This window comes from Methylobacter sp. Wu8, from assembly GCF_036440755.1.
Classification (GTDB): Bacteria; Pseudomonadota; Gammaproteobacteria; order Methylococcales; family Methylomonadaceae; genus Methylobacter_A; species Methylobacter_A tundripaludum_A.
Window position 1 is genome coordinate 1 of sequence record NZ_JAZGVT010000017.1, and the last position, 18,920, is coordinate 18,920.

An 18,920-nucleotide genomic window follows, 5' to 3' on the forward strand; every position below is an offset into this window, starting at 1 on the left:
GCTCAACCATCGCCCTCGAAAAACACTCAATTTTAAAACACCTCATGAGGTCTTTTTTCCTGAACAAGAGAGGGATGCCGCATGATTACTAGGATTGCACTTCGGAGTTGAATCCGCCATTCTATACTGCCCGACAATGCGTAATTCCGAGTATTCTACGGAGCGGGCGGTTACGCTTCTTTTGTTCATCACAGGGGATGTCTAATGCAAAATCAGCAAACGCTTACCATCGATGGAAACCAGGCTGCCGCTACGGTAGCCCATAAACTCAACGAAGTCATCGCGATTTATCCGATAACGCCGTCGTCCAATATGGGCGAATGGGCCGACGAATGGTCATCGCGCGGGCAGGTCAATTTATGGGGCACGGTGCCGCAGGTTACCGAAATGCAAAGCGAGGCCGGCGCCGCCGGAGCCATCCACGGCGCGTTGCAGGCCGGGTCGATGGCGACGACGTTTACCGCTTCCCAAGGCCTGCTGCTGATGCTGCCCAATATGTACAAAATTGCCGGTGAACTGACGCCGACGGTGTTCCATATCGCCGCTCGCTCGCTGGCTTGCCAGGGCCTGTCTATTTTCGGCGACCATAGCGACGTAATGTCGGCGCGGATGACCGGTTTCGGCATGCTGTGCTCCAATTCGCCGCAGGAAGTCATGGACTTTGCGCTGATCGCCCATGCCGCCGCGCTGGAAGGCCGTATCCCGCTGATGCATTTTTTCGACGGCTTCAGGACCTCGCATGAAGTGGCCAAGATTACTCTGTTGGACGACGGCGTCATGCGGGCCATGATTAACGACGAGTGGGTAAGTGCGCACCGAAGCCGGGCTTTGACGCCGGATAGCCCTGTGCTGCGCGGCACGGCCCAGAATCCCGATGTGTATTTTCAGGCCAGGGAATCGGTCAACGCCTATTACCAGGCGATGCCCGGCATCGTGCAGGGTGCGATGGATAGATTCGCCAAATTGACCGGCCGCAGTTACCGCCTGTTTGAATACGTGGGTTCGCCGGAGGCCGAGCGCGTCATCGTGATGATGGGATCGGGCGCGGAGGCGGTCGCGGAAACGCTCGATTATCTTAACCGCCAGGGCGAATCGGTCGGCTTGCTGAAAGTGCGCTTGTACCGGCCCTTCGATGCGGTCAGCTTGCTGGCGGCATTGCCTTCGAGTTGCCGCAAAATCGCGGTGTTGGACCGCACCAAAGAGCCGGGCGCGGACGGCGAGCCTTTATATAAAGACGTGCTCGGCGCGCTGGCTCAGGATTTTACCGGCGGTTCGGCTAAATTTTCGTCAATGCCGAAAGTGGTCGGCGGCCGTTACGGTCTGTCGTCCAAGGAATTCACGCCCGGCATGATCAAGGCGATTTATGACGAATTGAAACAGGATCAACCGAAAAATAATTTCACCATCGGCATTCACGACGATGTCACCCACACCAGCCTGGATTGGGATGCGGCTTACCGCACCGACGCCCACGCCGACACCTTCCAGGCCATGTTTTACGGCCTGGGTAGCGACGGCACGGTCAGCGCCAATAAAAACACGATCAAGATTATCGGCGAAGCGACCGATTTACACGCCCAGGGCTATTTCGTTTACGACTCGAAAAAATCCGGCGCGATTACCGTCTCGCATTTGCGCTTCGGTCCCAAGCCGATACGCTCGACTTACCTGATCGGCGAAAACGACGCCGGTTTTATCGGCTGTCATCAGACGATCTTTCTGGAGCGTTACGACATGCTTGCCAATGCGGCGGACAACGCGGTATTTTTGCTGAACTCGCCGGAACCGGCCGAGCGGGTTTGGGCGTCGCTCCCCGCCAAAATGCAGCAGCAAATGATAGCCAAAAATATCCGCTTTTATGTGATCGACGGCTATGCGGTCGCCGAAAAAAGCGGCATGGGCAAGCGCATCAACACCATCATGCAGACCTGCTTTTTCGCCATATCCGGCGTGTTGCCGCAGGAACAGGCAATAGCCGATATTAAACACGCGGTCGAAAAAACCTACGGCAAAAAAGGCCGTCATATCGTCGAACTGAATTTCAAAGCCATCGACGAAACGCTGGCAAGTCTGCATTCGGTTACGTTGCCGACAGCGGTCAGCAGCCAATTCGACATTCAATCCAGGATCAACGACGCCGCGCCCGATTTTGTCAAACGGATCACGGGCGAAATCATTGCCGGCAGGGGCGATGCGTTGCCGGTCAGCGCGATGCCGGTTGACGGCACCTTTCCAACCGGCACGGCGGCTTACGAAAAACGCAATCTGGCGCTGGAAATCCCGGTCTGGGAAACCGATTTATGCACCCAATGCGGCAAATGCGTGATGGTTTGTCCGCATTCGGTCATCCGCAGCAAAATTTTCCCGACTGATGCTGTAGCCAACGCGCCGTCTACCTTCAAACATGCGCCGATGCTGGGCAAGGATTTTCCTGCCGGTTTGGAAATCAGCTATCAGGTCGCGCCGGAAGATTGTACCGGTTGTACATTGTGCGTCGACATTTGCCCTATCCGGGATAAATCCAACTCCAGCCGCAAAGCCCTCAATATGGCGCCGCAACCGCCGCTACGCGAAACCGAGCGCGACAATTGGGATTTCTTTTTGGCTATCCCCGAATACGATCGCAAGCTTTTAAAAACCAACACCATCAAGGGTTCGATGGTGTTGCAGCCCTTGTTCGAGTTTTCCGGCGCTTGCGTGGGTTGCGGAGAAACGCCGTACATCAAACTGGCCTCGCAATTGTTCGGCGACCGCATGGTGGTTGCCAATGCGACCGGCTGTTCGTCGATTTACGGCGGCAACCTGCCGACTACGCCCTGGACCAAAAACGCCGAAGGCCGCGGCCCTGCATGGAGCAATTCCTTATTCGAGGACAATGCCGAATTCGGCTTAGGTATGCGGATCGCGCTCGACAAGCAAAACCAATACGCCAGGGAGTTGTTGGCGTCGCTGCGCGGGCAATTGAGCGGCGAATTGGTCGACGCGATACTGAATGCCGACCAGTCCGATGAAGCCGGGATTTACGAGCAGCGCGAGCGGGTTGCCGCACTCAAGCAAGACTTGCAGTCCATGAGCAATCAACACGGGCAGGCCGCACAAACACTGCTCCCGTTAGCCGACAGCCTGTGCAAGAAAAGCGTCTGGATTATCGGCGGCGACGGCTGGGCTTACGACATCGGTTACGGCGGTCTCGACCATGTCCTGGCCAGCGGGCGCAATGTCAACATTCTGGTGCTGGATACCGAAGTTTATTCCAACACCGGCGGGCAAACCTCTAAATCGACGCCGTTAGGCGCGGTGGCGAAATTCTCCGCAGGCGGCAAAGCCACGGCGAAAAAAGATTTGGCGTTGCTGGCGATGGATTACAGCAACGTCTATGTCGCCCATGTCGCTTACGCCGGTAAAGATACGCAAACGCTGAATGCGTTTTTGGAGGCGGAAGCCCACGACGGCCCGGCTATCATTATCGCTTACGCGCCGTGTATCGCGCACGGCGTGGATATGTCCAACAATCACCGGCAGCAAAATCTGGCCGTGAAAAGCGGGCATTGGCCGTTGTTCCGATTCGATCCCGGCAAAATAAAACAGGGCAAAAATCCGATGCACCTGGATTCGCCGGAACCGTCGATCCCCTACCGCGATTTCGTCAAAACCGAAACCCGTTTCAGCATGTTGTGGCAAACCCATCCTGAAGATGCCGAGCGTTTTCTGGAACAGGCGCAGCAGGACGTTAAAAACCGTTACCATTATTACAAACAACTGTCTGAGCTGGCGTGGAACGAATCGACCAGCGTCTCGGCGGTGAAAGCCCAACTCAAGAGCGAAAGCGCCAAGGAGACCGACAATGGTTGATTTAACGACTGAATACTTAGGCTTGAAACTGGCTAACCCGCTGGTGCCGTCGGCGTCGCCGTTGAGTAAGGATCTGGACAGTGCGCGCAGGCTGGAAGATGCAGGCGCATCGGCGCTGGTGATGTATTCGCTGTTCGAGGAAAAAATCGAAGCCGAAGCGCAGCAAATGGAGCGATTCTTTTATCAGCAGGCAATCGGGCATGGCGAAGCGGATTCGTTTCATCCGGTGCCGGATAACATTCAGACCTATCAGGAACAGTATCTGGAGCATCTGCAACAGCTCAAGTCTGCGCTGGCGATTCCGGTCATCGCCAGTTTGAACGGCACGTCATTGGGCGGCTGGGTCGAGTACGGCAAGCAATTGCAGCAGGCGGGCGCCGACGCACTGGAGCTTAATATCTATCATCTGGCCGCCAATGCCGAGGAAAGCGGCGAGACGGTTGAAAACCGTTACCTGGACATATTGCGGGAATTGAAAGGGCAGGTCAGTGTGCCGATTGTGATGAAGCTTTCTTCGCAGTTCAGCTCGCCGATTCATTTCGCCAAACGCCTGGAGGCCGCCGGAGCCGACGGCATAGCGCTGTTCAATCGTTTCTACCAGCCCGATATTGATTTGGAAACGTTGGAAGTGGTGCCGAAGCTGGAGTTGTCATCGTCGGCGGAAGCGTTGTTGCGCATACGCTGGGCCGCGTTACTGTACGGCCGGACCAAACTGTCGCTGGCGGTAACCGGAGGTTTTCACCAGACGACGGATGTGCTGAAAGCTCTGTTGGCCGGAGCCGATGTGGTGCATCTTTGCAGCGTATTGCTAAAGCACGGTACAGGCCGTTTAAGCGAAATCCTGGCTGAAATGGAGCAGTGGCTGGCCGAGCATGAATACGAGTCGGTCAACCAATTAAAAGGCAGCGTCAGCCAACAACACGCGATCGATCCCAGCGCTTATGAACGCGCTAATTATGTGCAGGTGTTGGATAGTTACTCCAGCCCGGCGGGAGTGTTGAGGTAGTTTTTGTTGCTCGATTCTCGTTTCCACGTAGCGCGTGGGAACGAGGAAAAGTGGAGCCATTTTGAACACGGTTGAAATAATGCCAAACCCGCCAAGGTCGGAGCTTGACTCGGACTTGCCTGTTTTATACCAAGACGAATTTCTGGTCGCAATCAACAAGCCGGCAGGATTATTGGTGCATAGGTCGGATATAGACCGCCATGAAACGCGTTTTGCGGTGCAATTGCTACGCGACCAGCTGGGGCAAAGAGTATTTCCGCTACATCGTTTGGACAAACCCACCGCCGGTGTATTGGTGTTTGCGTTAAACCCGGAGATTGCCCGGAAAATGATGATAATCTTTATGTCCGATAGCGTGGAAAAAACCTATCTGGCCGTAGTGCGCGGTTACACTGCCGAGCGGGCGATTATCGATTATCCGTTACAGGAGCAACTGGATAAAATGACCGACCGTCTGGCACGACAGGATAAAGCCGCCCAGGCCGCCGTTACCCATTATCGGCGTCTTGCCACGGTGGAATTGCCGTTTGCGGTGGGACGTTACCCGACCAGCCGTTATTCGTTATTGCAGCTTTCGCCGAAAACGGGCCGTAAACATCAACTGCGCCGGCATTTAAAGCATATTTTTCATCCGATTATCGGCGACACCACGCATGGGGATGGCAAGCACAACGATTTTTTCCGGCAACAATTAAATTGCCGGCAACTGTTGCTTGCCTCGACCCAGCTCAATTTTCCGCATCCTGTCACAGGACAACGGCTGGAAATTCAAGCGCCGTTGGATGCTTGTTTCAGCCGGATTGTTACGGAACTTAACTGGAATGTAGACAGCGCATATTCCGCGATCCCCTTATCTTCTTTAGCAACACTCAACAAATGGAGTTAGCAAAATGACAAAACAGCGTCCGGTAAAGCAATTTTGTACCGCTCATGACACTGCGTATCGGTTGTCGGAATTGGAACCGATAGCGTTCCAAGTTGCCACGGATTTTTCCGGCCCTTCGGTGTTCATAGACACTAGCGTGAAGTTCCAAGAAATTCAGGGTTTCGGAGGCGCTTTCACCGAAGCGGCCGCGGTAACCTTGGACAAAATGCCGCCCGACTTGCGGCAAGAAATTCTGCAAGCCTATTTCTCGCCGGACACCGGCAATGCCTATACCTTATGCCGAACCCATATCAATAGCTGCGATTTCTCGCTGGGAAATTACGCCTATACCGAAGTGGATGGCGATGTAGAACTTAAGCATTTCAGCATCGAGCATGACCGTCAAGCCCTGATCCCGATGATCCGCGAGGCTATCGATTTATCCGGCGGCAAGTTAAAACTGTTCGCTTCACCCTGGAGCCCTCCGGCCTGGATGAAAACCAACGGAATGATGAATAACGGCGGCAAGCTTAAGCCGGAATATCGCCAAGCCTGGGCGGATTATTATGTCCGGTACATTCAAGAATACGGGCGGGAGGGCATACCGATTTGGGGGCTGACGGTGCAAAACGAGCCGGAAGCCACGCAAACCTGGGACTCCTGTATTTACACCGGCGAAGAGGAGCGGGATTTTGTCAGGGATTACCTTGGCCCAACCCTGCACGATGCAGGGCTTGGCAATGTTAACGTGATAGTCTGGGATCACAATCGAGACCGGCTGTTTGAACGAGCCAAGGCCGTGCTGGACGATCCGAAGGCCGCCCATTATGTCTGGGGCGTCGGTTTTCATTGGTATTGCGGCGATCACTTCGACAATGTCCAACTGACCCATGACGCCTATCCCGATAAGCACCTTATTTTCACTGAGGGCTGCCAGGAAAACGGGCCGCATCTCGGTTCGTGGGATACCGGAGAGCGTTACGCCCACTCAATCATCAATGATCTTAACCGCTGGACCGAGGCATGGGTGGACTGGAACATGGTTCTCGATGAAACGGGCGGCCCCAACCATGTCGGCAATTTCTGTAGCGCGCCCATTATTGCCGACACCCAAGCCGGAGAAATACGCTACCAAAGCTCTTATTACTACATCGGTCATTTCTCCCGTTTCATCCGCCCGAGGGCTCGCCGGGTGGCCTGCGCCAAAACTTTGGATAGCCTTGAAGCAAGCGCATTTCTGAATAGTGATGGGAGCGTCGCCGTAGTGGTATTGAACCGCACCGGGCAGGCAATTGACTTCGTGCTAAAAAGCCAGGGGTTACAGACTAAAACCTCAATACCAGCTCGTGGAATCAAGACTTTTATTTTTTAAAAAACGGTAAAGTGGACCCCATTGACCAGACAAAAAACACCTTAATTTAAGATAGAGCCCTGTTCACACTCCAGCTGAATGGCGCTGTCCCAGTTTTGCGGCACGAGATCTGATGTTTTAGCCGTACCGTTAAAGTTATCCACAATCTAGCCGTTTTATAGACTTCAGCCGGTGTTTTGGTCGGAAGGAACGGCCTATTGCCGTTGTTGAGGATGCTCCTCCTCCTGAGCTGTTAGCGCTCAGGGTGGAATAAACGATAACCTGTCATGCGCTTTACCGGTTTTAAAATACCGGTGTCAATTCCAAAGGGCAGGCAAGTGGCATCGTTACAACATCGTCAATAAGCTGAGTTGCGGTTATCATATGTCCCAGTTATTTTTCATAAACAGTGTGTGGGTAGGATAAGACAAATGATTCGTGCAGGTATTGTGGGGGGGACCGGGTACACCGGCGTTGAGCTATTGCGGATTTTGGCGTTGCATTCGGATGTTGAGGTGGCGGTCGTCACTTCGCGTGCCGATGCGGGGCTTAGGGTGGATGCGCTTTATCCCAGCTTGCGCGGTGTTATCGATGTCGTATTTAGCCTGCCTGAAGTTGAAACCCTGGCCGAATGCGATGCAGTGTTTTTTGCGACGCCGAACGGTACGGCGATGCTGATGGCGGAGCAATTGCTCGCGCGCGGGGTTAAGGTGATCGACCTGTCCGCCGACTTCAGGTTGAAAGACGCAAAGGAGTGGGGTAAGTGGTACGGCATGGAGCATGCCTGCCCCGATTTAATCGCCGATGCGGTTTACGGTTTGCCGGAAGTGAATCGCGATGCGATTAAAAAGGCTGATTTGATTGCCTGTCCGGGCTGCTATCCCACAGCCACGCAGTTGGGATTTTTGCCGTTGCTTGAAAACGATTTGATCGATGTTAATCATTTGATTGCCGATGTTAAATCCGGCGTCAGCGGGGCGGGGCGTAAGGCTGAGTTGGCGACGTTGATGAGTGAAACCGGCGAAAGTTTTAAAGCTTATGCAGTCGGCGGCCACCGGCATTTGCCCGAAATCGCCCAGGGGCTTGAATTGGTGGCCGGCAAACCGGTCGGATTGACCTTTGTGCCGCATCTGACGCCGATGATTCGTGGGATACACGCTACGTTATATGCCCAGGCGCATGGTAATCTGGACGATGTGCAGGCTTTGTATGAAAAAAGATATGCGGATGAGCTGTTTGTCGATGTATTGCCGCAAGGTTCGCATCCCGATACCCGGAATGTCCGGGGCAGCAATAACTGCCAGATTTCGATTCATCAGCCTCAGGGTGGTCAAACCATCGTGGTGCTGTCGGTGATTGATAACCTGGTCAAGGGGGCGGCAGGGCAGGCGGTGCAGAATATGAATCTGATATTCGGGTTAAAGGAAGACTCAGGGTTAAAGGTGATTGCGCTTTATCCATAATTCTTGACTAAAAAGCTGGGTATAGTCATAATTTATTTTAATTCCATTTTTTTATAGTGTGTATATATGTCTAATCCGATAGTTTTTACTGACAGTGCTGCTTCCAAGGTGGGCGAATTAATCGCTGAGGAAGGCAATGATAATCTGAAGCTGAGGGTTTATGTTTCAGGCGGCGGCTGTTCAGGCTTTCAATACGGCTTTACTTTCGATGAAGAAGTCAATGAAGACGATACTTGCGTTGAGAACGGCGGTGTCACGGTGTTGATTGACGCGATGAGCATCCAGTATTTAACCGGTGCTGAAATTGACTATAAAGAAGATTTGTCGGGAGCCCAGTTTGTTATTCGCAATCCTAACGCAACCACTACCTGTGGATGCGGGTCTTCTTTTTCAGCGTAATTACATCTTATAGTTTCTCCCCTCACCGGGCGACAGGACTGCCGCCCTTTTTGTTTACCTGATAAATCCCCCCAAGAATGACGGAGTCAAGCGCTCCTGTTACTTCTTTGAGATTGCCCGGCAGATTGTTCATGGTTTGTCTGGCTAACCACGCGAAAGCCACGGCCTCGACATGATCGGGATGAATTCCGTAACGCTCTGCCGATTCAACAGGGCAGTCAATGTTCTGCTGGATGAGTTCCAGCAGGTAATCATTATGAATGCCGCCGCCGCAAATCAATATGCGTTCAGTAGCCGGTGCATGTTTTTTGACCGCGTCGCAAATCGTTATTGCCGTTAAAAAACACAGACTGGCCTGTACGTCCTCGGCTTTATAGCTGAATGCGTCAAAATACTGATAAATCCAGGGAAGCGAAAAATACTCCTTGCCGGTGCTTTTGGGCGGGGCGGCGTTGAAATAAGCGTCCTGTTTTAATAGCGTCACCAAGTCATGGTCGATTTTTCCGGTTTTGCCCCATGCGCCGTTTTTGTCATACGGCAGGTTCCGGTGCAGCTTGATCCATAGATCCATCAAGGTGTTGCCGGGGCCGGTATCAAAGCCGATCACTTCCGCGGACTGATTTCTAGGCAACACGGTGATATTGGCAATGCCGCCAATATTGACGATGCAGCGATGTTCGTTCGGGTGCTGGAATACGGCTTGATGAAAAGCCGGAACCAGGGGGGCGCCTTGGCCTTTTGCGGCAATATCCCTGCGTCTGAAATCAGCCACGGTGGTAATACCGGTTGTTTCGGCAATGATGTTGGGATCGCCGATTTGCAGGGAAAAAGGGAATCGAATATCAGGTGCATGATAGATGGTTTGTCCATGACTGCCGATGGCCTTGACCGATGAGGTTGGGATAGCGGCTTTAGCAAGCAAGGCGTTAACCGCTTTTGCGAATAAGCTGCCGAGTTGCGCGTCCATTGCTCCATATTCTTTAAGCGAGATTAGCGACTCAGGTTTGCTGATCTTCTGGATTGTGCTTTGAATTTCGTCGGAGTAGGGCAGGTATTCAAACTCGACAAGATGGGTTTCATTGTCTTGAAAATCAACAAGGGCAGCGTCAATGCCATCCAGGCTGGTTCCTGACATCAGTCCGATATAAAGTTCGGGCATCGTTCGTGCTAATCGAAACGGGACGGTTGGGCGGCTGGAGGCTGGGCAATCCCGGGAGCAATAGCCGACTGGGTTTTTGCAAGCAAACTTTGGGACTTAACCTGATTAAGTTGAGCAAAGAACGGTTGCGTTTGAGACTTGAAGTCATCCAGCAATGCATTACTTATGGGCATTGAATGCGGGATTTTGACCGTCTCGGGATCACGGTAAATTCCATCGACATGGAATTCATAATGCAAGTGAGGGCCGGTAGCCAGGCCCGTTTGGCCTACATAACCGATAACATCGCCTTGCTTAACATGATCGCCGACCTGTAGGCCTTTTTTAAAGCCGGACATGTGTGCATAAAGCGTTTCATAGCGATCGTTGTGTTGAATAATCACGACTTGTCCATACGCACCTTTGCGACCGCTAAAAGTAACGGTGCCATCCCCGGTTGTCTTTACAGGCGTTCCGGTTCTGGCCGCATAGTCGATGCCTTTATGGGCGCGAATTCTGTTAAGTATCGGATGTTTGCGGTGCATGTCGAAAGGGGAGCTGATTTTTATAAAGTCGACAGGCGTGGTTAAAAAAGCCCTTTGCATGGATTGTCCGTCAGGCGTGTAATAGCTGGCAATGCCGGATTCGTTTATATATCTGACCGCTACGTGTGACGATCCTTGGTTAATAAACTCCGCAGCAATAATCTCGTCGCTATCGATTTCTTTGCCATCAATCATTTTCTTTCCATAAACAACCGTGAACTGATCGCCGGGGCGCAGGTTGTTAGCAAAATCAATGTCCCATGCAAAAATATCGGTAAGTTGCAGAATAAGATCTTTCGATAAGCCGGCTTCAAGCCCATCCAGAAATAAAGAGGTTTCTATCGATACGTGAGCAGTGTTGATTTTAGTTGTTTGCGGCCGGTTGATTAAGACAGGACGGAATGTTTTGTCATCGGTTGTATGTATGATTTGATTTGACCCGGAATTATCCAGACTTAAATCAAGAAGAATATTTTTTTGCGTTTTTTGGTAGCTGTTTGGTTTTGTAGATGTAGACTCGATAGATTTGGCTGAAATAACGGTATGTTTTCTGGTGCTTTCTTCAAAAGCGGCAACGGAGTGGTTTTTTTTGTTTGACTTGGGCGATCCAGCTAATCGTTTGTTATTTTTTAATTCGTTAGAGACGGTGGTTTGTTTTTTGCCGGATTTAGGCGTAGTAGTCGATTTTTTTTGTGCGGTTAGTTTGGTTGTGGCGATAGTGTTTTTTTTGTTGTCGGCTGGCTTTGATGAGGTAGGTGTCTTTTTGTTGCTGGTTTTCGATTTATCTGGCGTCGGGCTTTTATTATTAACGGATTTTGTGTGTGTCGAATGATGAGTAGTTGCAGAACTGGTTTTAGCTGCTGTGTGCTTGGGTTGTGTGTGGCCGCTTACTGAAAAGGCTACGCTAATTCCAAAGAGCAATGAGGTATAGATTCTATTTTTCACTAGGCTATGCTAAATAATTGAAATTTACTTAAATTAGAAATAATTTAATGAAATTATAGTTTTATTTTAAGTGGTTTTGAAAGTTTTTACCAATTTTAGAGCATGTAAAAGTTTTTATTCATCGGAGTGGATGATTAATTCTATAATGAATTATTTGTAGATATTTTGGAGAAAGACATTGCAAGAGGACGTATTGGAGCAACTTCTTAGAGGGAGTGATGAGGTTTTAATCAAACAAGAATTAATTAAAAAATTGGAAGAGGGAAGGCCTCTTCGGATTAAGGCGGGATTTGACCCGACTGCTCCTGATTTGCATTTAGGACATACCGTTCTGATTAATAAATTAAAGCAATTTCAAGACCTTGGTCACGAAGTGCTGTTCCTGATCGGTGATTTTACCGGGATGATCGGTGATCCAACGGGAAAAAATGTGACGCGCAAACCGTTGACTCGCGACGAGGTCACCGACAATGCTAAAACTTATGAAGAGCAAATATTCAAAATCCTGGATCCGACAAAAACGTTGGTAATGTTTAATTCAAGCTGGATGAATGCTATGTCATCGGCTGATTTGATTCAATTGGCTGCAAAACACACCGTAGCTAGAATGCTGGAGCGGGATGATTTCAGCAAGCGCTTTAAAGGTGGTCAGCCTATTGCGATACATGAATTTTTGTATCCTTTAATCCAAGGCTATGATTCGGTGGCGATGAAGGCGGATGTAGAATTGGGCGGTACGGACCAGAAGTTTAACTTGTTGGTTGGGCGGCAATTGCAGGAAGCCTTTGGGCAAAAGCCTCAAATCGTTATGACGATGCCGATTTTGGAGGGGTTGGATGGCGTGCAAAAAATGTCCAAGTCGCTCAATAATTATGTAGGTATAGCCGATTCTGCTGATGATATGTTCGGTAAATTAATGTCCATATCGGATGAGTTGATGTGGCGTTACTTTGAATTGCTGAGTTTTCGGCCTATGACTGAAATAAAGTCATGGGCGGAAGAGTGCAGGCAAGGTGCAAATCCGAGAAACTATAAAGTTAAGTTGGCTCAGGAAATTATAGAAAGATTCCATGATGCGTCGGCTGCTGTCAAAGCGCTGGAAAACTTTGAGGCCAGATTTCAGCGTGGTGCGATGCCTGATGAAATGGAAGAACTTGAATTAAAGATTGAGGGTGCAGGTTACGGAATAGCAAATATATTGAAAGATGCTGGATTAACGGAAAGTACATCCGAGGCTAATCGCATGATAAAGCAGGGTGCGGTAAAGATTGACGGAGAAAAAGTTTCTGATCAAAAGCTGGAGATTTCAGTTGGTTCTCACCATGTTTATCAGGTAGGCAAGAGAAAGTTTGCGAGAGTGAAAATAACTTCTTGACCATATTGGCTGTAGTTGTATAATACGCAGCTCTTCCGGGTATGAAGCCTTTGGAAGGGCGAGCAGGATGCTTGGTAGGAAATAAAGCCAGCAAGGACGTTGACAAGTTAAGTGAGTAGGTTATAATGGCCGGCTTCTTACGGGCTTATCAGTAAGCCTTGGCGGAAAAGGGATTGAAAATAAAGTTAACAAGGTGTTAACAAGGTGTTGACAAGTTGAATCGGCTCTGTATAATAGTCCAGCTCAACAGGGGTATTTGCCCTAGCTCTTTAAAAACCAGATCAAAATAATTTGTGTGGGTGCTTGTGATGAGCTATTTAAGATTGTAATAAATAGTCGACACAAGAACAACACGTAAAAAGTAATTTATACGTTTAATTCTGATGTCGAGCCAAGATTGGCTACTCATCTTATTGAGTGGCAAAATGATTTAAACTGAAGAGTTTGATCATGGCTCAGATTGAACGCTGGCGGTATGCTTAACACATGCAAGTCGAACGGTAGCAGGCCTTCGGGCGCTGACGAGTGGCGGACGGGTGAGTAACGCGTAGGAATCTGCCTCATAGTGGGGGACAACGTGGGGAAACTCACGCTAATACCGCATACGCCCTACGGGGGAAAGCGGGGGATCTTCGGACCTCGCGCTATGAGATGAGCCTGCGTTAGATTAGCTAGTTGGTGGGGTAAAGGCCTACCAAGGCGACGATCTATAGCTGGTCTGAGAGGACGATCAGCCACACTGGGACTGAGACACGGCCCAGACTCCTACGGGAGGCAGCAGTGGGGAATATTGGACAATGGGCGAAAGCCTGATCCAGCAATACCGCGTGTGTGAAGAAGGCCTTAGGGTTGTAAAGCACTTTCAATTGGGAGGAAAACCTACCGGTCAATACCCGGTAGCTTGACATTACCTTTAGAAGAAGCACCGGCTAACTCCGTGCCAGCAGCCGCGGTAATACGGAGGGTGCGAGCGTTAATCGGAATTACTGGGCGTAAAGCGTGCGTAGGCGGTTCGTTAAGTCAGATGTGAAAGCCCTGGGCTCAACCTGGGAACGGCATTTGAAACTGGCGGACTAGAGTTTAGTAGAGGGGAGTGGAATTTCAGGTGTAGCGGTGAAATGCGTAGATATCTGAAGGAACACCAGTGGCGAAGGCGACTCCCTGGACTAGAACTGACGCTGAGGTACGAAAGCGTGGGTAGCAAACAGGATTAGATACCCTGGTAGTCCACGCCGTAAACGATGTCAACTAGCCGTTGGTCCTATTTACAGGATTAGTGGCGCAGCTAACGCATTAAGTTGACCGCCTGGGGAGTACGGCCGCAAGGTTAAAACTCAAATGAATTGACGGGGGCCCGCACAAGCGGTGGAGCATGTGGTTTAATTCGATGCAACGCGAAGAACCTTACCTACCCTTGACATCCAGAGAATCTGTTAGAGATAGTAGAGTGCCTTCGGGAACTCTGAGACAGGTGCTGCATGGCTGTCGTCAGCTCGTGTCGTGAGATGTTGGGTTAAGTCCCGTAACGAGCGCAACCCTTATCCTTAGTTGCCAGCACATTATGGTGGGAACTCTAGGGAGACTGCCGGTGATAAACCGGAGGAAGGTGGGGACGACGTCAAGTCATCATGGCCCTTATGGGTAGGGCTACACACGTGCTACAATGGTCGGTACAGAGGGCTGCGAAACCGCGAGGTCAAGCAAATCCCAGAAAGCCGATCCTAGTCCGGATTGGAGTCTGCAACTCGACTCCATGAAGTCGGAATCGCTAGTAATCGCGAATCAGAATGTCGCGGTGAATACGTTCCCGGGCCTTGTACACACCGCCCGTCACACCATGGGAGTGGGTTGCAAAAGAAGTGGGTAGTCTAACCTTCGGGAGGGCGCTCACCACTTTGTGATTCATGACTGGGGTGAAGTCGTAACAAGGTAGCCCTAGGGGAACCTGGGGCTGGATCACCTCCTTACAAATTGCATCTAAATGCCTCATGAGTATCCACAACAAATTATTTTGATCACACGCAGTATGAGCCTAGGGCCTGTAGCTCAGTTGGTTAGAGCGCACCCCTGATAAGGGTGAGGTCGGTGGTTCGAGTCCACCCAGGCCCACCACCTTGCCGAGAGGGCAAACGTGATGTGGCCTAGGGGACTGAAAAAGAAACACTGGGGCTATAGCTCAGCTGGGAGAGCGCCTGCCTTGCACGCAGGAGGCCAGCGGTTCGATCCCGCTTAGCTCCACCAATTCTATAACGTCTTCATTCTTGGTTAGCGATTAAACAAAATCGAATTAACGAAAGAATGGGCCAAGACCTTATAGAATTGGTGCATTAACTGCACTAATAGCTCTTTAACAATTTGGAAATCTGTAACACGTCATAACATGGAAGAAAACCATGAAGTGACGAAACGAGTTCGAGTGAACCGAGGTTACAACAGAAAGTCAACGAAGTCGAGCGTGTTAAGCAATTAACAGGAAGAGACTGAGTCGATGGAGAGTTGGGATCGACGAACACAAGAACGAGTTCTCAAAAGCAGAAAAAAGCGATTAAGAAAGCTGATCGATATAACTCAAGAAGATACGCGTTTACTTAATTCAATCGAATAGCAATATTAAGGCGAATAAGCAGGCGGGCAGACTTATTGGGGTTATATGGTCAAGTGAATAAGCGCATACGGTGGATGCCTAGGCAGTGAGAGGCGATGAAGGACGTTGTAGCATGCGAAAAGTCTCGGGGAGTTTGCAAACTAACTTTGATCCGAGAATGTCCGAATGGGGGAACCCGGCCAGCATCAGCTGGTCATCTTGTCATGAATACATAGTGACTTGAAGCGAACCTGGGGAACTGAAACATCTAAGTACCCAGAGGAAAAGAAATCAACCGAGATTCCCTTAGTAGCGGCGAGCGAACGGGGATTAGCCCTTAAGTTGTACAGTTGTTAGTGGAACAGTCTGGAAAGTCTGGCGATACAGGGTGATAGCCCCGTACACGAAAACGCTGTGCAGTGAAAACGAGTAGGTCGGAGCACGTGAAACTTTGACTGAACATGGGGGGACCATCCTCCAAGGCTAAATACTCCTTACTGACCGATAGTGAACCAGTACCGTGAGGGAAAGGCGAAAAGAACCCCGGAGAGGGGAGTGAAATAGATCCTGAAACCGTATGCGTACAAGCAGTAGGAGCGGACTTGTTCCGTGACTGCGTACCTTTTGTATAATGGGTCAGCGACTTAATCTCAGTGGCAAGCTTAACCGAATAGGGGAGGCGTAGCGAAAGCGAGTCTTAATAGGGCGTTTAGTCGCTGGGATTAGACCCGAAACCGGGCGATCTATCCATGACCAGGCTGAAGGTGGGGTAATACTCACTGGAGGGCCGAACCCACGTATGTTGAAAAATCCGGGGATGAGTTGTGGATCGGAGTGAAAGGCTAATCAAGCTCGGAGATAGCTGGTTCTCCTCGAAAGCTATTTAGGTAGCGCCTCGTGTATAACTGTTGGGGGTAGAGCACTGTTTCGGCTAGGGGGTCATCTCGACTTACCAACCCGATGCAAACTCCGAATACCAACAAGTTCGAGCACGGGAGACACACGGCGGGTGATAAGGTCCGTCGTGAAAAGGGAAACAGCCCAGACCGTCAGCTAAGGTCCCAAAATCTATGCTCAGTGGGAAACGATGTGAGAAGGCACAGACAGCCAGGAGGTTGGCTTAGAAGCAGCCATCCTTTAAAGAAAGCGTAATAGCTCACTGGTCGAGTCGGCTTGCGCGGAAGATTTACCGGGGCTAAGCATAGTACCGAAGCTACGGGTTCATCGTAAGATGAGCGGTAGAGGAGCGTTCTGTACGCCTGCGAAGGTGAACTGAGAAGTTTGCTGGAGGTATCAGAAGTGCGAATGCTGACATGAGTAACGATAATGGGGGTGAAAAACCCCCACGCCGAAAATCCAAGGTTTCCTGCGCAACGCTAATCGACGCAGGGTTAGTCGGTACCTAAGGCGAGGCTGAAAAGCGTAGTCGATGGAAAACAGGTTAATATTCCTGTACTGGTGGTAACTGCGATGGGGTGACGGAGAAGGCTAGGTCAGCTACCTGTTGGAATAGGTAGTTTAAGCGAGTAGGGAGGGTTCTTAGGCAAATCCGGGAACCTATATTCTGAGACGTGATGACGAGTTGTTCTTAGGAACGACGAAGTGATTGATGCCATGCTTCCAAGAAAAACCTCTAAGCTTCAGGTTACCAGTAGCCGTACCCCAAACCGACACAGGTGGATGGGATGAGAATTCTAAGGCGCTTGAGAGAACTCGGCTGAAGGAACTAGGCAAAATGGTACCGTAACTTCGGGAGAAGGTACACCCCAAGTATGTGAAGTCCCTCGCGGATGGAGCAGAACAGGGTTGCAATAAAATGGTGGCTGCGACTGTTTAGCAAAAACATAGCACTCTGCAAACTCGAAAGAGGACGTATAGGGTGTGACGCCTGCCCGGTGCTGGAAGGTTAATTGATGGGGTTATCTTCGGAGAAGCTCTTGATCGAAGCCCCAGTAAACGGCGGCCGTAACTATAACGGTCCTAAGGTAGCGAAATTCCTTGTCGGGTAAGTTCCGACCTGCACGAATGGCGTAACGATGGCCACACTGTCTCCAGCCGAGACTCAGTGAAATTGAAATTGCGGTGAAGATGCCGTATACCCGCGGCTAGACGGAAAGACCCCGTGAACCTTTACTATAGCTTTGCACTGGACTTTGAACCTATTTGTGTAGGATAGGTGGGAGGCTTTGAAGCAGGAACGCCAGTTCTTGTGGAGCCGACCTTGAAATACCACCCTGGTATGTTCGAAGTTCTAACCTAGGTCCGTTATCCGGATTGGGGACAGTGTATGGTGGGTAGTTTGACTGGGGCGGTCTCCTCCCAAAGAGTAACGGAGGAGCACGAAGGTACCCTCAGGCTGGTCGGAAATCAGCCAATGAGTGCAATGGCATAAGGGTGCTTGACTGCGAGACGGACAAGTCGAGCAGGTACGAAAGTAGGTCATAGTGATCCGGTGGTTCTGTATGGAAGGGCCATCGCTCAACGGATAAAAGGTACTCCGGGGATAACAGGCTGATACCGCCCAAGAGTTCATATCGACGGCGGTGTTTGGCACCTCGATGTCGGCTCATCACATCCTGGGGCTGAAGCAGGTCCCAAGGGTATGGCTGTTCGCCATTTAAAGTGGTACGCGAGCTGGGTTCAGAACGTCGTGAGACAGTTCGGTCCCTATCTGCCGTGGGCGTTTGAGATTTGAGGGAAGCTGCTCCTAGTACGAGAGGACCGGAGTGGACGAACCTCTGGTGTTCCGGTTGTCATGCCAATGGCATTGCCGGGTAGCTATGTTCGGACAGGATAACCGCTGAAAGCATCTAAGCGGGAAGCCCCTCCCAAGATGAGATCTCACTGGGACCTTGAGTCCCCTGAAGGGCCGTCGAAGACTACGACGTTGATAGGCACGGTGTGGAAGTCCAGTAATGGGCGTAGCTAACGTGTACTAATTGCCCGTGAGGCTTGACCATATAACACCCAATCAGTTTGATAAGTGTTAATGAAGGACAGCTTTATCGCAAATGTAAAAGAATCAACAGACGTTACAGATTTCCATAAGCAGGCAAAAGGCGAAAGGCTAAAGACGAAAAAAAGCCAAAGCCCGGCCTAGCTTGAGAAGAGTTGAAATGCCAAGGCCCGTTAGGGTCGAAGCAAAAAAGCAGAATGAAGAAAAAAGACCCAGACAGAGAAAAACCCTTTCGTCTTGTGCCCTTAGCCTTTAGCCTGTTTTACACCAGTTTGCTTGGTGACCATAGCGAACGTGAACCACCCGATCCCATCCCGAACTCGGAAGTGAAACCGTTTAGCGCCGATGATAGTGTGGCAGTTTGCCATGCGAAAGTAGGGAATTGCCAAGCTCTTAAATCAAAAACCCAAGCCGAAACGCTTGGGTTTTTTTTTGACCGCA

9 protein-coding genes, 2 tRNA genes and 3 rRNA genes are annotated in these 18,920 nt (G+C 50.6%); 12 read left to right on the forward strand and 2 right to left on the reverse strand.

Going from position 1 to position 18,920, the window contains the following annotated elements:
• Window positions 1-204 precede the first annotated feature (204 nt).
• From nifJ to erpA, 6 genes are all read left to right on the forward strand, one after another.
• Window positions 205-3,852, forward strand: coding sequence for a pyruvate:ferredoxin (flavodoxin) oxidoreductase (gene nifJ, locus V3O24_RS00610; RefSeq protein WP_331305693.1), 3,648 nt, complete (start codon window positions 205-207; stop codon window positions 3,850-3,852).
• Complete coding sequence (locus tag V3O24_RS00615; RefSeq protein ID WP_331305695.1) at window positions 3,845-4,858, forward strand: dihydroorotate dehydrogenase-like protein; 1,014 nt, start codon at window positions 3,845-3,847, stop codon at window positions 4,856-4,858. Before nifJ ends, V3O24_RS00615 begins: the two co-directional genes overlap by 8 nt.
• Window positions 4,859-4,937: 79 nt before the next feature.
• Window positions 4,938-5,744 (forward strand): tRNA pseudouridine(65) synthase TruC, encoded by an 807-nt coding sequence (gene truC / locus V3O24_RS00620; RefSeq protein WP_331305696.1) that lies wholly within the window; start codon window positions 4,938-4,940, stop codon window positions 5,742-5,744.
• 4 nt (window positions 5,745-5,748) lie between these two features.
• Window positions 5,749-7,095, forward strand: coding sequence for a glycoside hydrolase family 30 protein (locus V3O24_RS00625; RefSeq protein ID WP_331305697.1), 1,347 nt, complete (start codon window positions 5,749-5,751; stop codon window positions 7,093-7,095).
• Between the two features lie 410 nt (window positions 7,096-7,505).
• Window positions 7,506-8,537 (forward strand): N-acetyl-gamma-glutamyl-phosphate reductase, encoded by a 1,032-nt coding sequence (gene argC / locus V3O24_RS00630; protein WP_331305698.1) that lies wholly within the window; start codon window positions 7,506-7,508, stop codon window positions 8,535-8,537.
• 66 nt (window positions 8,538-8,603) lie between these two features.
• Entirely contained in the window at window positions 8,604-8,936 is a 333-nt protein-coding gene (gene erpA / locus V3O24_RS00635) for an iron-sulfur cluster insertion protein ErpA (protein ID WP_104425207.1), read from the forward strand.
• Between the two features lie 22 nt (window positions 8,937-8,958).
• Here the strand turns inward: erpA and V3O24_RS00640 are convergent, their stop codons facing one another.
• Together V3O24_RS00640 and V3O24_RS00645 are read right to left on the reverse strand one after the other, a co-directional pair.
• Window positions 8,959-10,095, reverse strand: coding sequence for an anhydro-N-acetylmuramic acid kinase (locus V3O24_RS00640; RefSeq protein WP_331305699.1), 1,137 nt, complete (start codon window positions 10,093-10,095; stop codon window positions 8,959-8,961).
• A gap of 8 nt (window positions 10,096-10,103) precedes the next feature.
• The gene (locus tag V3O24_RS00645; protein ID WP_331305700.1) at window positions 10,104-11,564 is read right to left on the reverse strand and encodes a peptidoglycan DD-metalloendopeptidase family protein; all 1,461 of its coding nucleotides are present in this window, start codon (window positions 11,562-11,564) and stop codon (window positions 10,104-10,106) included.
• Window positions 11,565-11,742: 178 nt separating this feature from the next.
• Here V3O24_RS00645 and tyrS point away from each other — a divergent pair, with 178 nt between their 5' ends.
• The 6 genes from tyrS to rrf all read left to right on the forward strand — a co-directional run bounded on the left by tyrS (window position 11,743) and on the right by rrf (window position 18,870).
• Window positions 11,743-12,939 (forward strand): tyrosine--tRNA ligase, encoded by a 1,197-nt coding sequence (gene tyrS / locus V3O24_RS00650; protein WP_331305701.1) that lies wholly within the window; start codon window positions 11,743-11,745, stop codon window positions 12,937-12,939.
• Between the two features lie 432 nt (window positions 12,940-13,371).
• Window positions 13,372-14,906, forward strand: a 16S ribosomal RNA gene (locus tag V3O24_RS00655).
• Window positions 14,907-14,974: 68 nt separating this feature from the next.
• Window positions 14,975-15,051: transfer RNA gene (locus V3O24_RS00660), tRNA-Ile, on the forward strand.
• Between the two features lie 53 nt (window positions 15,052-15,104).
• Window positions 15,105-15,180 (forward strand) — tRNA-Ala (locus V3O24_RS00665).
• 411 nt (window positions 15,181-15,591) lie between these two features.
• A 23S ribosomal RNA gene (locus V3O24_RS00670) occupies window positions 15,592-18,483 on the forward strand.
• A 271-nt stretch (window positions 18,484-18,754) separates the two neighbouring features.
• A 5S ribosomal RNA gene (gene rrf, locus V3O24_RS00675) occupies window positions 18,755-18,870 on the forward strand.
• Together the 16S, 23S and 5S rRNA genes with 2 tRNA genes alongside form the textbook arrangement of a ribosomal RNA operon.
• Window positions 18,871-18,920: the final 50 nt, after the last annotated feature.